This window comes from Psychromonas sp. SA13A, assembly GCF_011378715.1.
Taxonomy (GTDB): Bacteria; Pseudomonadota; Gammaproteobacteria; order Enterobacterales; family Psychromonadaceae; genus Psychromonas.
In genome coordinates, this window is the sequence record NZ_WTKU01000025.1 from 15,353 (window position 1) to 34,824 (window position 19,472).

Here is a 19,472-nt window from a genome sequence, read left to right on the forward strand (position 1 = left end):
GCGTCTTACAGAAAAAAATTATTTCGTGATTAACGATTAATGACTAATCAGAAGAGATAAATACAAAGGTATTAAATAGGATAATAAATGCACAATAAAACAGTTAATTTACCCCTTTTTCCACTGAGCATCTTTTTGCTACCAGGTGGCATAACTCGCTTAAGGATCTTTGAAGCGCGTTATTTAAAAATGGTGAGCTTAGCAACAAGTAATGGCGGCTTTATTATTTGTCCTGATATAGACAATAAGTCAGAGCAGTTGGCTATTTGGGGAAGCTGGGTTGAGATTATTAATTTTGATCAAGGTGATGATGGTGTATTAGAAATAGATGTAAAATGTAAAACGTTAGTACAAGTAAATCAGGTTGATCAAAATAAGGAGCAACTTCACTTTGCAACCGCTGTTCCTTTCAAACACTGGGCGGAAAATGAATCATCTGTAGCAATTCCTCTGTTAATGGATTCATTACAGTCGTTAGTAGAGAGTAATGGTTTATTGAAAGACTTATATGATCATAACTTGCAACTAAATCCTTATTGGGTTGTAGCAAGGTGGATTGAATTGTTACCTATCCCATTTGATGTCAAAAACTCGTTCATTTACGAATCCACATATTCTGAAGCAGAAAAACTGGTTAGTTCGATCATTGCTGAGCAATTATGAGTGCTTAAGAAGCTGTGAATAACTACCTTGTGAATGGCTACTATGCTGGATTAAAATTAAATGCGACAACTGAAGTATCGGCATGTGTTTATTTTATATCCAGTGACCGCATCAATTATCACATAACCTCCGCAAAACTATTCCTGTGACTTATATTACGAATGTAATGCTTTAATAAATATAATTATTTCAATTAATACAATTATTTTAGTAAGAAGGTGATCCATTTTTAATTTACCTGCGTATTACTATGCAGAGTCCAAAATTGAGAATTAATTATGGTAGCTGTACAAACTAAATTGCCAACACAAGTCAGTCATGTTAGATCTACTAACATGACAGAAAATACAGATCACACTCAACTTTGTGAGTGGTTAAAAGCAGTAGCAGAAAACCGATGCAAAATTTCATTTACACATTTGTTTAAGTTCTTTGCACCTAAAATTCAGCGTATTGCGCGTAGTAAATTCCCTAATGAAGCACAAGCACATGAAGTAGTACAAGATACCATGAGCAATGTTTGGCGTAAGGCTCACTTGTTTGATTCAAACAAAGGTGCTGCAACTACATGGGTTTATACCGTTATGCGTAATGTTACTTTTGACCTACTACGAAAAATAAAAAATAACCGTGAAGATAATTTAAGTGATGATATTTGGCCAATAGCTGAAAATGCTGTCGCTGAAGATCATAGCTACGAAGATCATCTTGAAAATAAACAATTATTACGAGTCATTGAAGCATTACCTGTACCACAGCAAGAAGTTGTAAAAGGCTTTTATTTAATGGAAATGTCACAAGAACAACTCGCTACCCATCTTAATTTACCATTAGGCACGATTAAATCTAGGTTACGTTTAGCCTTAGTCAAAATGAAAGTGCAATTAGGAGAAGAGCATGATTAAACATCATCCTAAATTCGAATTAATTCAGGCTTATGTTAATGGTGAGTTGCCAGCTTCATTATCAATAGGTATCACTCTGCACGCTGAACTATGTCCTGTGTGCCAACAAAAAATCGCACAACTCACCGAGCAAGTAGCTGAGCGTAGTTTTGAGCAATTAAGTAATCCGCTTTTAAATGAGTTGAACAAACTTGATTTTGAGAGTGATAATATTGAAGATGATTTTTTTGACTCAATGATCAATGATATTACTGACTCAAATGACATTGACACATTAGTAGAAGTAGCGCCTAAGGAGGTTATCTTTAAAGATAAGTCTTATACGCTGCCGAGTGCACTGAATAATGTTTCCATGGGAAAAGCTGCGAATGTTGGCAAGCTTTCAAGAGCACGTCTGCAATTGGATGAAAATGAGATTCATTCAAATTTATTGCACATTAATCCAGGTGGCGGTGTACCAGAACATACACATAAAGGTTTTGAATTAACGGTTTTGTTAGACGGATCCTTTAGTGATGACCGAGGTGAATATCATAAAGGCGACTTTATTATGTTAGACGGTACATTTACACATAATCCAATCTCTGAAAAAGGGTGTTTATGTTACACCGTTGCCAATGACGCTTTACATTTTACACAAGGTATTAATAAACTACTTAACCCGATTGGAAGTTTTATATATTAAGTGTTTATTACCTTTTTAGGTTAGATTGTTAGTTGCTAATTACTTGTTTCCAAATAAACTATTACTTAAATACGTAAGTAGTTTAGCAACTCTCGTTATTAGTTCATGGAGTGAATAATGATTTATTCAGTTGAAAAAGAAGATATTAAAATTGGCATTAGTGCCTGTCTAATTGGCCAAAAAGTTCGCTTTGATGCGAGCAACAAACCATCTCGTTTTTGTATTGATGAACTTGGGGAGCACGTTCAATACGAGTCATTTTGCCCTGAAGTTGCTATCGGCTTACCGATCCCACGACCAACTATACGTCAGATTAAAAAAGATGACATGATAACCATTGCAAGACCAGATGGAAGCGGCGATGTAACAGAAGCATTACAGGCTTACGGTAAAAAAGTAGCCGACATGACTAAACACTTGAGCGGTTATGTTTTCTGCGCAAAAAGCCCAACCTGTGGAATGGAGCGCGTTAAAGTATACACACCCGAAGGAAACTCTCTGACATCGGACGGTATTGGAGCCTTTGCAAAAGAGATAATGGAAGCAAACCCACTATTACCTTGTGAAGAAAATGGTCGACTCAATGATATGCATATCAGAGAGAATTTTGTAGCACGTATTTATGCTTACAAACACTGGCAAATGGTCAGTGACTCTGGTTTAACAAAACACAAGTTAACAACGTTCCACAGTCATTATAAATATACCGTCATGAGCCATAATTTAGTTGCTTACAGAAAGTTAGGTCAATTACTTGCAGATGTTGACTTGCCTCTAGCCGAGAAAGCATCACAGTATATTTCGGGACTAATGGATGCGTTAAAAATCCCTGCTACGCGTAAAAACCATGTTAATACGTTGACTCATATTCAAGGATACTTCTCTAAGCATTTAGAGGCTCCACAACGTAAGGAATTATGTGAACAGATAGATGGTTATCGATTAGGTTTGTTACCTTTAATTGCGCCGTTAACATTGATTAATCACTACTTACTGCAGTATCCAAAAGATTACTTGAAAGGGCAGTCGTACTTGTCGCCATACCCTGATAGTTTGAGACTAAGATACGCTTACTAATTTAGACGCGTACTAACAATCGTCAACATTACGAAGCGGGTTTAATAAACGCACTATATTGTCCTTCTTTCGAAGGACAATTATTCATCTTGAATGTTAAAAGGAACTATTTTGTCTTCCTCTTCTTTACTAAACTCATCCCATGAAACATCTTCAAAACTGCTTTGGTTTCGTAATGACTTAAGAACTAATGATAACCCTGCATTGCAATACTTCATTAACCAATCAGATTCTGACACCACAGCTCAAGCTATTTTCTTTGTTTCCGAGCCGCAATGGTTAGCTCATCATTGGTCTGACATAAAAATTGATTTTGTAAAACGTCATGCTCAAGCTTTAGTCAGTGAACTAGCTATGTTAAATATAAATTTAACAATTGTTACTGTTGATGATTTTAATGCACAAGTCGATTATCTTAAACATTATTGCTTACAAAATAATATTACTAACGTGATCGCCAATAGTGAACTTGAAGTTAATGAGCAACAGCGTGATCTTGCTTTCTCAGAGCAGGGCATTTCATTAACGCTATTTGAAGCTGATGTTATTGTACCCAAGGGCAAAGTGCTTAATCAGTCTGGTCAAATGTATAAAGTATTTACCCCCTTTAAGCGTTCTTGGTTAGCTCATATTCGAGAATTTGGTTTCAATTATCTTGGGGATGCGACTGCTATTACTAACAGTAAAGCAATTCAAAATGAACAGGTAAATGAACAGCAAGAAAGCAAAGAATCTGATTCTATCTCTAACAAATGGCCTTTAATCAATGTGGTAATGAAAAAAGCAATGCCACAGTTTTATAGAGACAAAATATCACGTTATAAAACTAACCGAGATGTTCCTTCAATAAAAGGTACCAGTGGCCTCTCACCTTATTTAGCAGCCGGTGTATTGAGCCCTAACTATGTATTGAACTCATTATTAAACAAATTTCCAGACATCTTAATCTCAAGTGATAGTGAAGAGTTTTGTTGGTTAAATGAAATAATTTGGCGAGAATTTTATCGTCATTTGATGTTTGACCAGCCACGACTCTGTAAGCACCAATGTTTTAATGACAAATATCATCAATCAGTGTGGCCTTATGACAAGGAACTTTTTAACGCGTGGTGTGAAGGTAAAACAGGATACCCATTAGTTGATGCTGCAATGCGTCAGTTGAATCAAACGGGTTGGATGCATAATCGCTTACGTATGGTTGTTGCTAGCTTTCTTACAAAGCATCTACTACTTGATTGGCGTTTAGGCGAAAAATACTTCATGCAACATCTCATTGATGGAGATTTAGCTTCGAATAATGGTGGTTGGCAATGGGCATCGAGTACTGGGTGTGATGCACAACCTTATTTTAGAATTTTCAATCCAATTACACAGAGTGAAAGGTTTGATCCTAAAGGAACTTTCATACGTAAGTACTTACCGGAGCTAAGCAAAATACCTGATAAGCAAATTCATTTTCCACATAAATATATTAAGCAAAATCACTTATCTATTTATTGGCCTGCGATTGTTGATCATAAAGAAGCCAGATTAAATGCTTTAGCTTTCTATAAATCACACTAAATCATTATGCTAGAAGTTGTAATTTAATAAATACTCGAATATTGATACGTAACATTTGTACGTAATCCTGATATGTAACATAGCTATCAATATGTAAGATAAATACTTGTTAATGTCGTGATTGCTGTGATGCAATATTCGATATTGTAAGTTGGTAGATTACAGTAGGTTTTAATCACAGGTATATAGTTGATTTAGTTTATTCACTTACAACACTATGACTTCCATGAGTGTTATTTTGATGACGGTAAATATGATGAGCGATAAACCATTAAGCGATCAAAAATTTAAGGAGCAAGCATTAGCTTCCGAGCCACAGCAATGTGACCCTGCCACCGAAGATGAACAAAATTCAGGTACGACTCAACAACAAAATGTATTTGAGAAGGAAGACTTTGCAGTTTTAAAAGACTCCAAGTCAGATCATTCTCAAGCAATCGAATCAACAGATAATCCTGCACATCTTCCTTATTTTGACCCTCATCCTGACTGGTTAAATACATTCATGGAAGTATATCAAAACCTATCAGCCAATAACTTGATGCTATTAGAATCGATTTATGATCAACAGGTTACCTTTATCGATCCTATTCATGAAATAAATGGTTTAAAAAATTTACATCAGTACTTTGAAAATCTGTATCAAAACCTAAGCTGTTGTGACTTCAAGATAAGTAATGTGATTGCACAGCCCAATCAAGCATCGATATATTGGGAAATGACTTATCAGCATCCTAAATTAAATAAAGGCAAAGTAGTTAGTGTGTTTGGCACCTCGCACCTATGTGCTAAAAAAGGCAAAGTTATTTATCATCGTGACTATTTAGACCTTGGTGCAATGCTGTACGAACAACTTCCTTTATTTGGTCGAATAGTAAGCTGGATAAAAAATAAGGCGGCTAAATAATGGCGAATAAAAGGATACTTATTACTGGTGCCACTTCAGGTATTGGGCATTCACTTTTTGAACAATACAGTGAACTTGGTGAACAAGTTATTGCTTGTGGTAGGAACCAATTACAGCTACAGAAAATGCAAAAACTAGCTTATAAAACCTGTGCATTCGATATTACTATTAAATCAGAAATTGCTGCTTATGCTGAATCTATTGAGTCTTTAGATATATTAATTTTGAATGCAGGAAATTGTCGTTATATCGACAATGCTAAACAGTTTGATGGAGAACTCTTTGCTGATGTTGTGACTACCAATTTAATCTCATTAGGGTGGTTGCTAGAGTATTTTTTGCCTAAGGTGAAACCAGGCGGACAAGTTGTATTTATCAGCTCAAGCGCAACTATCGTGCCTTTCCCAAGAAGTGAAGCCTATGGTGCATCAAAAGCTGGTATTGATTATTTAGCTAAGAGCTTACGCCTAGATTTAGCCAAAGAAGAGATTGACGTGACTTTGGTACACCCTGGTTTTATTAAGACCCCTTTAACGGATAAAAATGACTTTACGATGCCTTTTTTATTAACCAGTGAAGTGGCAGCAACAAAAATAATCAACGCCGTTAATCAACGTAAAAAATATACTCATTTCCCGAAACGTCTTACGTTATTACTTAAATTCTTCAGTTTCCTTCCTGCTTCTATGTGGCAAAAAATTATCTTAAGAGACCAAAAATAATGAAAAATATTGCAATTATCGGTTCCGGTATTTCTGGACTCACTAGTGCTTACTTATTATCGAAAAAGCACAATGTCACTGTGTTTGAGAAAAATGATTATATTGGCGGACACACTGCCACTGTAGATATTGAAAAAGATGGTAAACCCTATGTTATCGATACAGGTTTTATTGTCTTCAATGATAAAACTTATCCAAATTACCTCGCTTTATTGGATGAAATAGGGATTGGTAAGCAAGCGACTGAGATGAGTTTTTCAGTACATAATTGTGAAACTGGCTTGGAGTATAACGGTCACAATTTAAATTCTTTATTTGCACAAAGAAGCAATTTATTTCGACCTTCATTCTGGAAGTTGGTAAAAGAGATCCTGCGCTTCAATAAATTGTGTAAGTCTATTTTTGAACAGGATATTTACCTACCAGGGTTAACACTTGGTCAGTTCCTGAATGATAATAAATTTAGTGCCTTTTTTGCTGAGCATTATATTTTACCAATGGGTGCGGCTATTTGGTCTAGTTCATTATCACAAATGGGAGAATTCGAATTTCGTTTCTTTGTGCAATTTTTCCACCACCATGGCCTGCTTAATATCGCCGACAGACCACAGTGGTATGTTGTGCCTAATGGTTCTCGTAGTTATTTAGGACCACTTTGTGAACCGTTCAAAGAGCGTATTCATTTAAACGCTAATATTACCGGTATTACCCGACGAGACGATCAAGTTCATTTGCATTTTAGCAATGTTGTTAACAATGACGAGAATGATACCGTTAGCAATAATTATATCAACACACAAACCTTTGATGAAGTAGTCCTAGCCTGCCATTCGGATCAAGCGTTAGCCTTATTGGTCGATGCAACGGAAGATGAAGACACCTTGCTATCTTCAATGCCATACAGTGAAAATTCAGTGATACTGCATACTGACGTTAGTTTACTGCCCGATAGAACCGCAGCATGGGCAAGTTGGAATTATCAATTAAGTCAAGATAGAGAGAAAGCGGCGAGTGTAACTTATAACATGAATATTTTGCAGGGATTAGAAAGCGAGCATACTTTCTGCGTTACCTTGAACCAAAAACAAGATATCGACCCAAGTAAAGTTATAAGGGAGTTTATTTACCACCATCCCATTTTTTCATCTGAATCGATTCGAGCACAGCAGCAAAGAGATCTTATTTGCGGGATTAATCACACACACTTTGCAGGGGCATATTGGCATAATGGTTTCCATGAAGATGGTGTTCGAAGCGCAGTAGAAGTTGCTAAGCGCTTTGATTGCCACCTAGATGCCTTTGCAGAAAACCGTAATTAATAGCACTCGGTATAAAAGGTTGTTCTACAACAAGGAATAAAAACATGCCTAACTCATCGCCGCTTAGCCAAAGTGCCATCTATGTTGGACAAGTTATTCATAAACGTTTTCAGCCGAGGAAGCATAGCTTTAATTCAACGTTATACATGCTCGCATTAGACGTAGATGAGATTGAAAAGAGACCAAAGAATCAAGGGATTTTTGGGTTTGCTTGGTATCATCCTTTACGATTTGTGGAAAAAGATTATCTCAGAAGTGAACCAGATTCATTATCGCGTCGTATAAAGAATAAAGTAATGCAATTAGAGGGTTACGCTGATATAGAACGGATCTTAATGGTTGTACAGGTCAGGTGTTTTGGTCTCTACTTTAGCCCAGTTAATTTTTATTTTTGTTATGACAAGCAACAACAATGTACACAGATGTTAGCAGAAGTGAGTAATACGCCTTGGAATGAAAGACACTATTATTTGGTTGATTTATTACAACAAGATGAACCTAAAATTACCGATAAAGTGTTTCAAGTTTCGCCATTTATGGATTTAGATATGAGTTATACCTGGCATATCAAAGCACCAAAAATAGACGATGATAAATTACTAATAAAAATTGAAAATAAGCGTTTCAACCAAAACACTGGGGATATAAGTAAGTTATTCGAAGCAAGTCTAGTACTGAGAAAGCAGCCTTTTACCAAACGCAATATGTTAGGTGTGTGGATCCAATTACCAATAATGACCATTAAGATCGTAACCAGTATTTATTGGCAAGCATTACGATTATTTATTAAAAAAATACCTTTTGTGGGTTATCAAAAAATCAGTTAGCTAGACAGTTTATTTTTTAGGAGAACGTAATGGAAGAAATACAAAATGTTAGTACACAAAATACGACGGGGTGGTTTGATAAACGTTGTCGTCATTTAGTCCATTCTGTATTTTCAAAGCTTAGCTATGGTCAATTAGAGTTAGTAGAAGCATCGCATAGTCAATTTTTTCCAGAAAACACTCAGTCAGACAATCATAAGGATATTATAAAAGGTAAAATTCATATCCATGACATGAGTGTTTATAAAGACTTTGTAAAAGGCGGAAGTATCGGTGTCGCTGAGGCATTCATTGCAGGTAAGTGGAGTAGTCCAAATCTGACCAATGTAATTCGAATATTTGCTAAAGCTCAGCAACAAACCGATAAATTAGAATCAAAAAAATCTTTTTTTAATAAAATTAAAAATGCTATCACGCACTGGCAAAATAGAAATACACAATCGGGTTCAAAGAAAAATATACTCGCTCACTATGACCTTGGTAATGAATTATATACTCGCTTTCTTGACCCTCAAATGATGTATTCATCAGCGATATATCCATCTCCGACAACCTCTTTAGAATATGCTCAGCTTTACAAGTTAAAAACAATATGTGAACGTTTGTCTTTAACTGAGGATGATCATTTATTAGAAATAGGCACTGGTTGGGGCGGATTAGCCATTTATGCGGCACAAAACTTTGGGTGTAAAGTAACGACTACTACTATATCTGATGCGCAGTATGAATATGCTGAGCAAAGAGTGAAAGAATTAAACTTGGAAGGTAAAATCACTTTATTGAAGAAAGATTATCGCGACCTGACGGGTACTTACGATAAAGTCGTTTCCATTGAAATGATTGAAGCGGTGGGTTATGAGTTCTTACCTAGTTTTTTCGAACAATGTAATGACCGTTTAAAAGAGGGCGGTAAACTATTAATTCAGTCAATAACTATCGCAGATCAACGCTTTGAACATTACAAAAATAATGTCGATTTCATCCAGCGTTATATTTTCCCAGGTGGTTTTTTACCGTCTGTTAATGTGTTATCAGAACAGTTAACTGAAAGTAGCGAAATGGTGATTGAAGGTTTACACGACATTGGGCTGGATTATGCTAAAACACTCGCAGATTGGCGTAGCAGTTTTCTTGATTCTTGGACTGAATTAACGCAATTTGGTTATGATGAACAGTTTAAACGCCTTTGGTTATATTACTTTGCTTACTGTGAAGGTGCGTTTTTAGAACGTTCAATCAGCACAGTGCATTTAGTTGCTCGAAAATAAAACAAGTACTGTATCACTACATACCATCAAACAAAATTAGAATACTTACTCAATATTATTGTTCTAATTTAGAAACTAAAATGCCCGAAGATTTAAAAATCTTAGGGCATTTTTTTCAAATATTTTTACTGAACTTTTTACTAAAATTTTTACTAAAAATTAGGCGTTTTGCCAGCAGTTAATCGCTTCTGCAACTGTAAACTTACCTTCTAGTAAAGCACGTCCTACAATCATACCTTGAGCACCAGATCGAGCTACATCAGCAATATCATCCAAAGAACCAATACCGCCAGATGCTTGCCAAGAGACGCTAGGGAAAGCAACTACCATCTCTTTGTAAAGGTCGACATTAGAACCTGTTAATGTGCCATCTTTAGAAATATCAGTACATAAAACATGCTTTAAACCTACTTTCAGATAGATTTCTAGTAAAGATTCAATTGTCTGGCCGCTGTCTTCTTGCCAGCCAGATACAGCAACAATTTTATTACCTTGTGCATCGATATTGATATCAAGCGCTAATACAATATGCTCCGGCCCGTATTTTTCCATCCAACCCGCGACCATTTCAGGTTCTTTAACGGCAGTTGAACCGATAACAACACGGTGAGCGCCTGCATCTAATAAACCTTTAACATCTTCTTCTGTACGAACCCCACCACCAATTTGTACTTTAGCAGGCGTATTCTTAATCAAACTTTCGATCACAGTTAATTGACGTTTAGTAATATCTTTAGCGCCATCTAAATCAACAAGGTGTAACCAGTTAGCGCCTTGTTCATTGTAAATAGTGTATAAGCTTTGTGGATCATCGCTGTACACCGTTTTTTGATCGTAATCACCTTGGTATAATCGCACAACTTTACCATCGATAAGATCAAGTGCTGGAATAATCATTTTAAAGCTCCAAAAAGTTTTTGATTAATTGAGCGCCTGCTTTTCCTGAGCGCTCTGGATGAAATTGTACACCGTAAAAATTATCTTTATTCACAGCGGCAGTGAATGGTGAACCGTATTCACAACTTGCGATGGTGTTTTCGTTAACAGGTAACGCATAACTGTGCACGAAATAAAAGTAACTGCCTGCAGGAATGTCTTTAAACAAAGGCTCGTCTAATTTAGGCGTGATTTGATTCCAACCCATGTGAGGAGAACGTAAAGGAGCGACATCCATTTTTTCAACGTAACCATCAACTAAGCCTAATGTATCTATCATCGCTTGATCGCCAAAACCTTCTTCACTACCTTGCGCAAGCATTTGCATACCTAAGCAGATACCTAAAACAGGCTGAGTTAGCTTTTTAATTTCATTAACTAAATTGCGTTCAATTAAGTTTGCCATAGCTTCTTTTGCAGTACCAACACCGGGCAAAAATAGTTTATCAGCCTGTTGTAAAATAGCTGGGTCTTTACTGACGGTAACTTCGTAACCTAAACGCTCAATTGCAAATCGTACCGATGATAAGTTAGCGCAACCAGTATCAATAATAACTATCATAAAACACCTTTACTTGATGGCAAGTCAGTACCAATGATCTGTATACTTTGACGCAAAGTACGGCCAAATGTTTTAAATAAACCTTCCACCATGTGGTGCGCATTACCATTTTCAACTTCTAAATGAATGGTTGCACGCATTGCTTGTGCTAGTGAATAGAAAAAGTGCTCAACCATTTCTGTAGACATAGTGCCCACTAATTCACGTGGAAAGTTAGCTTTAAATTTGAGGAAAGGGCGACCAGATAAGTCTAAAGTACAACTTGCTTTGGTTTCATCCATTGGTAATACAAAACCAAAACGGCCAATACCACGTTTGTCACCTAGTGCTTTATCTAATGCTTCACCTAGCGCTAATGCAGTATCTTCTACACTATGGTGGTCATCGATATGCAAGTCACCTTTGACGCTAACATTCATTTGGAATCCTGCGTGCGTAGCAATTTGATCCAACATATGGTCAAAGAATCCCATACCTGTATCTATTTTATTCTCGCCTGTTGTGTCTAAATCAACAAATACATTAATATCTGTTTCTTTGGTAGTACGAGTCACCGATGCGGTGCGGCCTAGGGTCGTTAATTGTTGGACTATTTTTTTCCAACCTAAGGTTTCTTTATTATAAAGAATACCGTTAATACCCATATTATCAGCAAGACCGATATCAGTATGACGGTCACCAATAACATACGAATGTTTGTGGTCAATTCGACCAGACTGTAAATACTCTTTAACCATACCTAAGTGTGGTTTACGACAGCTGCAATTATCTTCAGGGAAATGAGGGCAAAGTAGGGTTGCTTCAAACTTAACACCCTGTGATGCAAATATTTCCATCATTTTGTTTTGGGGAATATCAAAGTCACTTTGTGGGTAACTATCTGTGCCTAAACCATCCTGGTTAGAAACAATTACCAAGATATAACCAGCATCTTGTAAAGTTAATAAACTCGGAATCACATAGGGTTCAAAAACCAGTTTATCCAAGCTATCAACCTGTTTATCACTAATAGGTTCATCAATTAAGGTGCCATCGCGATCGATGAATAGAAATTTTTGTGTACTCATTTTTGTTCCCTACAGTGAGTTTAAAGTCTTTAATGTTCTGCTCATTTCATCACTGTTACCAATGGTGATACGAACACAATTTTCTAAACGAGGTTTGTTTGCAAAGTCGCGCATGATGATGCCATCGTCAGCAAAAGCTTGAAATACCTTTGCAGAGTCCTTAAAACGTACCAATAAAAAGTTTCCAGTTGTTGGGAATACCTCTGTTACGCAGTCCAGCTTACGAACTGCATTGGCTAATACTTGACGGTTATTATTTAATACAACAACACGGTCTCGCATTATTTCTAAGCCATCACTAGACAATGCTTGAGCTGCAATTTGAGCAACCGGGCCGGGCACTGGGTAAGGTGCTATCACTTTACCCATCATCTCGATCACAGAAGTTTGCGCTAAGGTGAAACCACAACGAATTGATGCTAATGCAAATGCCTTAGACAACGTTCTAGTGATCACCAAGTTTTCATGCTCAGCAATCAGGTCGGTTTGGCTTAATTCAGGACAAAACTCAATATAAGCTTCATCTGCGACTATTAATGCTTTACCTGCCGTTGCCGTTAATAACTTAGCCAGTTTTTGTTTATCTAGCATGTTACCAGTTGGATTATTCGGTGCACATAAGAAGACAATTTTAACTTGTCCATTTGATGCGAGTACTGCCGCTTCAACAGCCTCATAGTCAACATCAAAGTTTGCTTGTAATGCAACCTGCTGTATACCAACGCCACAGGTTTCAGCGCTGATCGCATACATACCGTAAGTAGGTGGACAGATCAAAATGCTATCAATTTCAGCTTCACAAAATGTTCTTATTAATACTTCAATACTTTCATCGGCACCACGAGTGGTAAGGATTTGGTTTGAGTTTAGTTTTGCATAAGCTGCGTAGGCATTAATAATTTGTGGCGGTTGAAATTCTGGATAACGATTTAGATTGGATGAATCAAGTTGGTAGGTACTGCAATCGGGTGCTTCGTTAGCATTAAGCCAAACATCACCACGGCCACCAATTCGGCGTGCAGAAAGATAAGGTGTTAATGCTTGCACTGTTTTTCTAGCAAGCTGCTGAATAGTACTCATCGATGATAGTTTCCTAAAATAAAGCCTTTAAATAATACCTTTAAATAATAGCCTGAACCGCAAAGCTTCAGGCTATCAAATGACCTATTGCTGCTGTAGTTTTTCCATACGTATAGTCACCGCACGTTTATGTGCAGTCAAGCCTTCAGCGGCTGCTAAACAAGTTACAGCAGGGGCGAGGTTGCGTAACCCTTCCTGCGTTAACTCTTGGACTGTATAACGCTTCACAAAGTCAGCTAATCCTAAACTTGAATAGGTTTTAGTGTAACCGTAGGTAGGTAATACATGATTAGTACCACTGGCATAATCACCTACTGACTCTGGTGTCCATGCACCTAAGAAAATAGAACCGGCATTTTTAAGCAAAGGTTGTAATGTTCTTGGTTGCTCGGTTTGTACAATTAAATGTTCTGGTGCATAAAGGTTTGAAATAGTGATAGCTTGCTCAATATCTTTACAGACGATACTAACGCTATTTGCAATCGCTTTTTCAGCAATTTCACGTCGCTCTAATAAAGCAAGCTGCGTTTCTATTTCATGCCCTGTTTGCTCTGCAATTTTTGCACAGGGCGTGACTAAAATAGTTTGTGAATCATGACCATGTTCAGCTTGTGATAATAAGTCTGAAGCAATAAAAGATGGATCTGCATCTTTATCTGCAATTACCAATACTTCAGAAGGGCCTGCGGGCATATCAATGGCTGCGCCTGCAAAGTCATTACTGACTTGACGTTTTGCTTCTGTTACAAACGAATTACCTGGTCCAAAAATCTTATCCACCGGTTTAATAGTTTCAGTTCCGTAGGCTAAAGCTGCAATAGCTTGCGCACCACCTACGGAATAAATTTCATTAACACCACATAGTGATGCCGCGTATAAAATTTCATCTGCAAGCGGCGGTGGAGAGCACAGCACTAATCTTGTGCAACCTGCAATTTGAGCAGGAGCTCCAGTCATAATTACCGTAGAAGGCAATGGTGCACTGCCACCAGGAATATACAAACCAACTGATTCAATTGCCTGGGTATGCATCTCGCATACAACACCTGGCATTGTTTCAACGCGGATCACATCTTGCTGTTGTGCTTTATGGAACTTAACGACTTGTTCATAAGCTACCGTAATCGCATTTTTGATATCACTACCGAGGCGCTTGGTCGCGGCTTCAATATCCGTTTGCGTTAATGTGAAATTATCACCACTTAATTTGTCAAAACGTTTAGTGTACTCAATTAATGCTTGATCACCATGTTGACGAATATTAGAAATAATTTCAGAAACAGTAGAGGTTAAACCTGAAGAATCTGCCATTGCAGGGCGAGCAAGTAATTTAACTTGCTGTTCAGGTGTTAGTTGTTCCCAATTGACCGTTTGCATTGCCATTTTTGGATTACTCCATCATTTTTTCAATAGGTAATACTAGAATTGAGCTTGCACCTAATGCTTTTAATTGCTCCATTGTTTCCCAGAAAAGATTCTCTTTACTGACCACGTGTAATGCAACATGATCTTCACTACCCGCTAATTCCATCACCGTTGGTAAGTCAGAACCAGGTAATAGATCAGTAATCGCAGCAAGGTTAGCTTTTGGTGCATTTAGCATAATATATTTAGATTCTTTTGCCGTTTGAACACCATCAATTCGAGTAAGAATACGGTCTACTAAATCTTGCTTTTCGTCCGTTAAAGGTTTATTGCGTTGCATTAATACGGCAGTAGAGCGGTAAATCACTTCAACTTCTTTTAAACCATTCGCTTCAAGTGTTGCACCCGTTGAAACTAAATCACAGATTGCATCGGCTAAACCTGCTCGTGGTGCAACTTCAACTGAACCAGTTAGCATACAAGAGGTGTAAGGTACGTTAGCTTCAGCCATGAAACGTTTTAGGATATGTACATAAGTTGTTGCAATGCGAAGGTTTGCTAAAGATTGAACACCTTGATAATCAAAGTCATTGTCAACAGCTAGAGAGAAACGACATTCACCAAAGGCTAATTCTTTCACTACTTTATGCGCAGTCGGTTCGTTAGCAACTTTACGCATCATGCTTTCTTCTTCAAGCACGTTTTGACCAATAAAACCTAAATCAACAACACCATCCATTACTAAGCCTGGGATATCGTCATCGCGCACGCGTAGGATATCAATTGGCATATTGTCACTGTGTGCGATTAAACGTTGGGTATTTAAATTAACTTTAATTCCACAGGCTTTTAATAATTTAACTGTATCGTCACTTAAACGACCTTTTTTTTGTATTGCGATTCTTAAACGTTGCTCTGACATAAACTCATTTCCTTGCATTTAAAACTAAAAAACCCTCGGGAGATTTACTTCCGAGGGTTTAAATTTGGGTAACCACTGGAAGCACATAACATCTCTTCCAAGAAAAATCCTGAAAGATTAGGTAATATGATGGTGATGTGCTTTCAGATTTACTTTCTTCATTGTGATTAAAACTCTGTAATTTAATTGACACTAAGCCTACCAATCTCAATCCAAAATGTGAAACTATTTTTGTACATATCTAAGACCAAATTGGAATAATTATGCAAAAACTTTGATTATTCACCCGTTATAGATTCATTTTCACTATTTTGTGCATCTATTTGTTCTAATTTTGCTCTTTCAGCTTTAGAAATATATTTGCCCTTTGTATTGGGTGCTGCTTTTGCATTAATCTTTTTCATGCGTTTTTTGAGGATACTATTTAGTTTCTTTTTGCGATTCATGTTAAAACCCTTATTAATATGAGTTGTATTGTAAAGAGTCTAGGGATAAATTCAAAGTTCAATTTGATAACAATGACAATCCATTTATCTATCAATGCACACAATCTGAATAGGGAGGGAATATGAGCCAACATCTCATTAATGACTTCATTAACAGAACCTATGTGTTTAAACCTTTCCAAACCAATAAAATGTCCACTGGTAAAGTGGTTAAATATCAAGCATCCAACCGTAATAATAATGCCTCACCTGAAGATATAGAAGAAAGTGTACACTTTCTGAAACCTATCACAGCCACTAAAAAAACAGATCAGGATGAAAAGCCAGAAACAAAACATATCGACATCACCATTTGATGGTTAAATTTTGTATTTAAGGAATAAGTAAACTTAACTATATCCAGAAATTATATTCAGTGACTGTTTTCAGAAACTATATTCAGTGACTATAGCTGAATCACTTATTGTTTTTACGTTGATGGTAATTAGATAATCCAGTTGGAATGACTTTCGGAAATTTCTTAGTTGATTTGATTAAATGCTTAATAGCTAACACGGGGTGTCTAAGCAACATTTTAGGGCCAGCGTAACGCATCACCACTTGTGCTTGTTGCCTAAATTGAGGTTTGTAACAGTGAATAGGGCAGTGCTTGCAAGCAGGTTTGTTATCACCATATACACATCTATCTAATTTTTGTTGTGCATGTTCAATCAGAGCTAAACATTGTTCACAAACACAATGCTGATGGTGTGCTTTACAATAAATCGTCGTCATCGCTCGAATGGTGTTGAGTTCGACGGCTAAATGACCTGTTAATAAAACTGCCTTTTTTTGCTCTGCCATTATGTCCCCGTAGTCGTTTCCCGTTGTGATGGTATGCTTTAGTGAACGCTATTGCTTCAGTAATCGTAGCGGATCTTACGAGTAAAAACTGTTTGTGTTTTACTGCGCACTAAAGCATGTTCAGTTTAAGATTATTAACGTAGAATATTATACATTATTCAACGGCAGAGCTTAATAAATTGATTGCTTCATTTTTTTCATCAACAGGCGCACTTGCCAATATTCTTCCTCACTTTATTGGTCGTGACTCACAAGTTAAAATGGCCGAGTCCGTTGACCTAGCAATTAAACAACAAAGTTCTTTAGTAGTCGAAGCAGAAACGGGTACAGGCAAAACCTTTGCTTATTTAGCACCTGCGCTATTGAATTTAGATAAAAGCTTAGGGCAAAAACTAGTTATCTCAACGGGCAGTAAAGCGTTACAAGAACAATTATACTTAAAGGATCTTCCTCTTCTATTACAAGCCACTAGTTTCACTGGACATTGCACCTTATTAAAAGGTCGCGCGAACTATCTTTGTATTGAACGACTTAACCGTTTCATGCTTGAAACTCGTTTCAAACAACCCAATCTGCATAGTGAATTAGTCGCAATTAAAGATTGGTCTATTAGCACGGGGACCGGTGATATTGCAGAAGTTGATGATTTGCCTGAAGATGCAATGATCATTCCTTCAATCACCAGCAGTAATGATAACTGTCTCGGTAAAGAATGCCCAAGTTATGAAGATTGTTTTGTTGTAAAAGCTCGTACTAAAGCAATGGATGCAGATGTTATCGTTATTAATCATCATCTGTTTTTTGCCGATTTAGCAGTGAAAGAGACAGGCTTTGGTCAATTAATTCCAGAAGCAGATTGTTATGTGTTTGATGAAGCCCATCAGCTGCCAGACATCGCCAGTCAATATTTTGGTGAAACCTTATCAAGTAAGCAACTTACAGAACTAGCCAAAGAAATCGATTTTGTCTATCGCACCGAATTAAAAGAAGCAAAACAGATGGCAAAAGCGGCAGAGCAATTACGAGCTGCATCTTTAGATTTCAGGCTAGCCTTTGCAATAGAAAAAGGCTCGGGTAGTTGGCGAGATAAAAGTAAAGATCGCGCTATGCAAATGCATGTTACACGTTTACAACAAGTAATGACCTTTTTAAAACAAGTATTGACCGAGCGTTTGGGTAAAAGCGAAGTATTAGATCACTGTTTTGAAAAAATTAATCAATACAGTTTATTGTTTGAACGTTTAAATAACACCCACGAAAGCGGTTTCAGTTATTGGTATGAATGTACTAAGCAACACTTTTCATTGAATATTACGCCGCTTAGTGTCGCCACTCGTTTTCAAACAGAGTGTCAAAAAAAGCAAGCTAGTTGGATATTCACCTCCGCGACTTTGTCAGTCAAAGGCGAGTTTAAACATTTTACTCAGTTACTTGGGTTAACTGCGGCTAATTGCTTACAATTAAGCAGTCCTTTTGATTATGCAACACAGAGCCTTTTTGTGGTTCCTCGATTAATACCTGAACCAGGCACTCCTGGATTAGCGACAAAATTAGTTGATATGCTATCGCCTGTTATTAATGCCAGTAAAGGACGTTGTTTTTTCCTCTGTACCAGTCATTCGATGATGAATCAGCTCGCACAAGCTTTTCGTGAATCGTTAACTTTACCCGTCCTATTGCAAGGTGAAAAAAGTAAACAAGCCCTGTTAGATGAGTTTATTAATCACGGTAACGCACTATTGGTGGCAACGGGCAGTTTTTGGGAAGGGGTTGATGTACGCGGACAAACGTTATCCTGTGTGATTATCGATAAAATTCCCTTTGCATCGCCTGAAGAACCTTTGTTAAAAGCGCGCATGGAAGATGCAGAGTTAAAAGGCGGAGATCCGTTCTTTGACGTACAATTGCCACAAGCGGTGATCACCTTGAAACAGGGGGTTGGGCGTTTAATTAGAGCGGAACAAGACAAAGGTGTGTTAATTGTTTGTGATACCCGTTTAGTGAGTCGAAAATATGGCAATCTCTTCCTTAATAGTTTACCTTGCATGCCGCGAACTAGGGACCTTAACAAGGCAATCGATTTTCTTACTTTAATTGAATAAATTAATCGAATAAACTAACGCCTTTTTCAATGGCTCGTTTGTAACTAGTATTACCAAAATGCTTTAACACACAAACGGCCAAAAAATCGACAAGCTAATTCTTAATATCGATTTCTAATGCTTTTTATAATTTATAGTAGTTTTTAAAATGTGAGTTCTTAAAACAAAACTAATTAGAACAATCTTATTTAGAACGGTACTACTTACAAAGGT

The 19,472-nt window shown here is 37.1% G+C and carries 20 protein-coding genes and 1 other annotated feature; of the genes, 12 read left to right on the top strand and 8 right to left on the bottom strand.

Annotation, left to right across the window (positions count from 1 at the left end; genetic code table 11):
* Positions 1-87: 87 nt before the first annotated feature.
* The 10 genes from GQR44_RS17015 to GQR44_RS17060 all read left to right on the top strand — a co-directional run bounded on the left by GQR44_RS17015 (position 88) and on the right by GQR44_RS17060 (position 9,936).
* Positions 88-663, top strand: a complete 576-nt coding sequence (locus tag GQR44_RS17015) for an LON peptidase substrate-binding domain-containing protein (protein ID WP_166372886.1) — start codon at positions 88-90, stop codon at positions 661-663.
* A 278-nt stretch (positions 664-941) separates the two neighbouring features.
* Positions 942-1,568 (top strand): sigma-70 family RNA polymerase sigma factor, encoded by a 627-nt coding sequence (locus GQR44_RS17020; protein WP_166372887.1) that lies wholly within the window; start codon positions 942-944, stop codon positions 1,566-1,568.
* Complete coding sequence (locus GQR44_RS17025) at positions 1,561-2,253, top strand: ChrR family anti-sigma-E factor (RefSeq protein WP_166372888.1); 693 nt, start codon at positions 1,561-1,563, stop codon at positions 2,251-2,253. The genes GQR44_RS17020 and GQR44_RS17025 overlap by 8 nt, the downstream gene beginning before the upstream one ends.
* Positions 2,254-2,370: 117 nt before the next feature.
* On the top strand, positions 2,371-3,330 hold the full coding sequence (locus GQR44_RS17030) for a DUF523 and DUF1722 domain-containing protein (protein ID WP_166372889.1): 960 nt from the start codon (positions 2,371-2,373) through the stop codon (positions 3,328-3,330).
* A gap of 111 nt (positions 3,331-3,441) precedes the next feature.
* Positions 3,442-4,893 carry a deoxyribodipyrimidine photo-lyase gene (phrB, locus tag GQR44_RS17035; protein ID WP_240923717.1) on the top strand — a complete coding sequence of 484 codons (1,452 nt, stop codon included), beginning with the start codon at positions 3,442-3,444 and terminating at the stop codon, positions 4,891-4,893.
* Between the two features lie 256 nt (positions 4,894-5,149).
* Positions 5,150-5,800, top strand: coding sequence for a nuclear transport factor 2 family protein (locus GQR44_RS19915; RefSeq protein WP_240923719.1), 651 nt, complete (start codon positions 5,150-5,152; stop codon positions 5,798-5,800).
* Positions 5,800-6,522, top strand: a complete 723-nt coding sequence (locus GQR44_RS17045) for an SDR family NAD(P)-dependent oxidoreductase (protein WP_166372891.1) — start codon at positions 5,800-5,802, stop codon at positions 6,520-6,522. The genes GQR44_RS19915 and GQR44_RS17045 overlap by 1 nt, the downstream gene beginning before the upstream one ends.
* Entirely contained in the window at positions 6,522-7,841 is a 1,320-nt protein-coding gene (locus tag GQR44_RS17050; RefSeq protein ID WP_166372892.1) for an FAD-dependent oxidoreductase, read from the top strand. The genes GQR44_RS17045 and GQR44_RS17050 overlap by 1 nt, the downstream gene beginning before the upstream one ends.
* A 44-nt stretch (positions 7,842-7,885) precedes the next feature.
* Positions 7,886-8,668: a DUF1365 domain-containing protein gene (locus GQR44_RS17055; RefSeq protein ID WP_166372893.1), complete on the top strand. Its 783-nt coding sequence runs from the start codon at positions 7,886-7,888 to the stop codon at positions 8,666-8,668.
* Positions 8,669-8,697: 29 nt separating this feature from the next.
* A complete protein-coding gene (locus GQR44_RS17060) occupies positions 8,698-9,936 on the top strand; it encodes a cyclopropane-fatty-acyl-phospholipid synthase family protein (protein ID WP_166372894.1) in 1,239 nt (412 codons plus the stop codon).
* A 159-nt stretch (positions 9,937-10,095) separates the two neighbouring features.
* Here the strand turns inward: GQR44_RS17060 and hisA are convergent, their stop codons facing one another.
* The 7 genes from hisA to GQR44_RS17095 form a co-directional block, all read right to left on the bottom strand.
* Entirely contained in the window at positions 10,096-10,833 is a 738-nt protein-coding gene (hisA, locus tag GQR44_RS17065) for a 1-(5-phosphoribosyl)-5-[(5-phosphoribosylamino)methylideneamino]imidazole-4-carboxamide isomerase (protein WP_028867935.1), read from the bottom strand.
* Position 10,834: 1 nt separating this feature from the next.
* On the bottom strand, positions 10,835-11,434 hold the full coding sequence (hisH, locus tag GQR44_RS17070; RefSeq protein WP_166372895.1) for an imidazole glycerol phosphate synthase subunit HisH: 600 nt from the start codon (positions 11,432-11,434) through the stop codon (positions 10,835-10,837).
* Complete coding sequence (gene hisB / locus GQR44_RS17075; protein WP_166372896.1) at positions 11,431-12,501, bottom strand: bifunctional histidinol-phosphatase/imidazoleglycerol-phosphate dehydratase HisB; 1,071 nt, start codon at positions 12,499-12,501, stop codon at positions 11,431-11,433. The genes hisH and hisB overlap by 4 nt, the downstream gene beginning before the upstream one ends.
* A gap of 9 nt (positions 12,502-12,510) precedes the next feature.
* On the bottom strand, positions 12,511-13,581 hold the full coding sequence (gene hisC, locus GQR44_RS17080) for a histidinol-phosphate transaminase (protein WP_166372897.1): 1,071 nt from the start codon (positions 13,579-13,581) through the stop codon (positions 12,511-12,513).
* A gap of 84 nt (positions 13,582-13,665) precedes the next feature.
* On the bottom strand, positions 13,666-14,958 hold the full coding sequence (hisD, locus tag GQR44_RS17085; protein WP_166372922.1) for a histidinol dehydrogenase: 1,293 nt from the start codon (positions 14,956-14,958) through the stop codon (positions 13,666-13,668).
* Between the two features lie 13 nt (positions 14,959-14,971).
* Positions 14,972-15,868, bottom strand: a complete 897-nt coding sequence (gene hisG, locus GQR44_RS17090) for an ATP phosphoribosyltransferase (protein WP_166372898.1) — start codon at positions 15,866-15,868, stop codon at positions 14,972-14,974.
* A 23-nt stretch (positions 15,869-15,891) separates the two neighbouring features.
* Positions 15,892-16,007: a sequence feature (His leader region), on the bottom strand.
* 139 nt (positions 16,008-16,146) lie between these two features.
* On the bottom strand, positions 16,147-16,314 hold the full coding sequence (locus GQR44_RS17095) for a DUF2986 domain-containing protein (protein ID WP_166372899.1): 168 nt from the start codon (positions 16,312-16,314) through the stop codon (positions 16,147-16,149).
* Positions 16,315-16,436: 122 nt separating this feature from the next.
* Here GQR44_RS17095 and GQR44_RS17100 point away from each other — a divergent pair, with 122 nt between their 5' ends.
* The gene (locus GQR44_RS17100; protein ID WP_166372900.1) at positions 16,437-16,670 is read left to right on the top strand and encodes a hypothetical protein; all 234 of its coding nucleotides are present in this window, start codon (positions 16,437-16,439) and stop codon (positions 16,668-16,670) included.
* A 100-nt stretch (positions 16,671-16,770) separates the two neighbouring features.
* On the opposite strand, the gene GQR44_RS17105 is transcribed toward GQR44_RS17100, so the two are convergent.
* Positions 16,771-17,157, bottom strand: coding sequence for a nitrous oxide-stimulated promoter family protein (locus tag GQR44_RS17105; RefSeq protein WP_166372901.1), 387 nt, complete (start codon positions 17,155-17,157; stop codon positions 16,771-16,773).
* A gap of 179 nt (positions 17,158-17,336) precedes the next feature.
* Here GQR44_RS17105 and GQR44_RS17110 point away from each other — a divergent pair, with 179 nt between their 5' ends.
* Complete coding sequence (locus GQR44_RS17110; RefSeq protein WP_166372902.1) at positions 17,337-19,259, top strand: ATP-dependent DNA helicase; 1,923 nt, start codon at positions 17,337-17,339, stop codon at positions 19,257-19,259.
* Positions 19,260-19,472 lie beyond the last annotated feature (213 nt).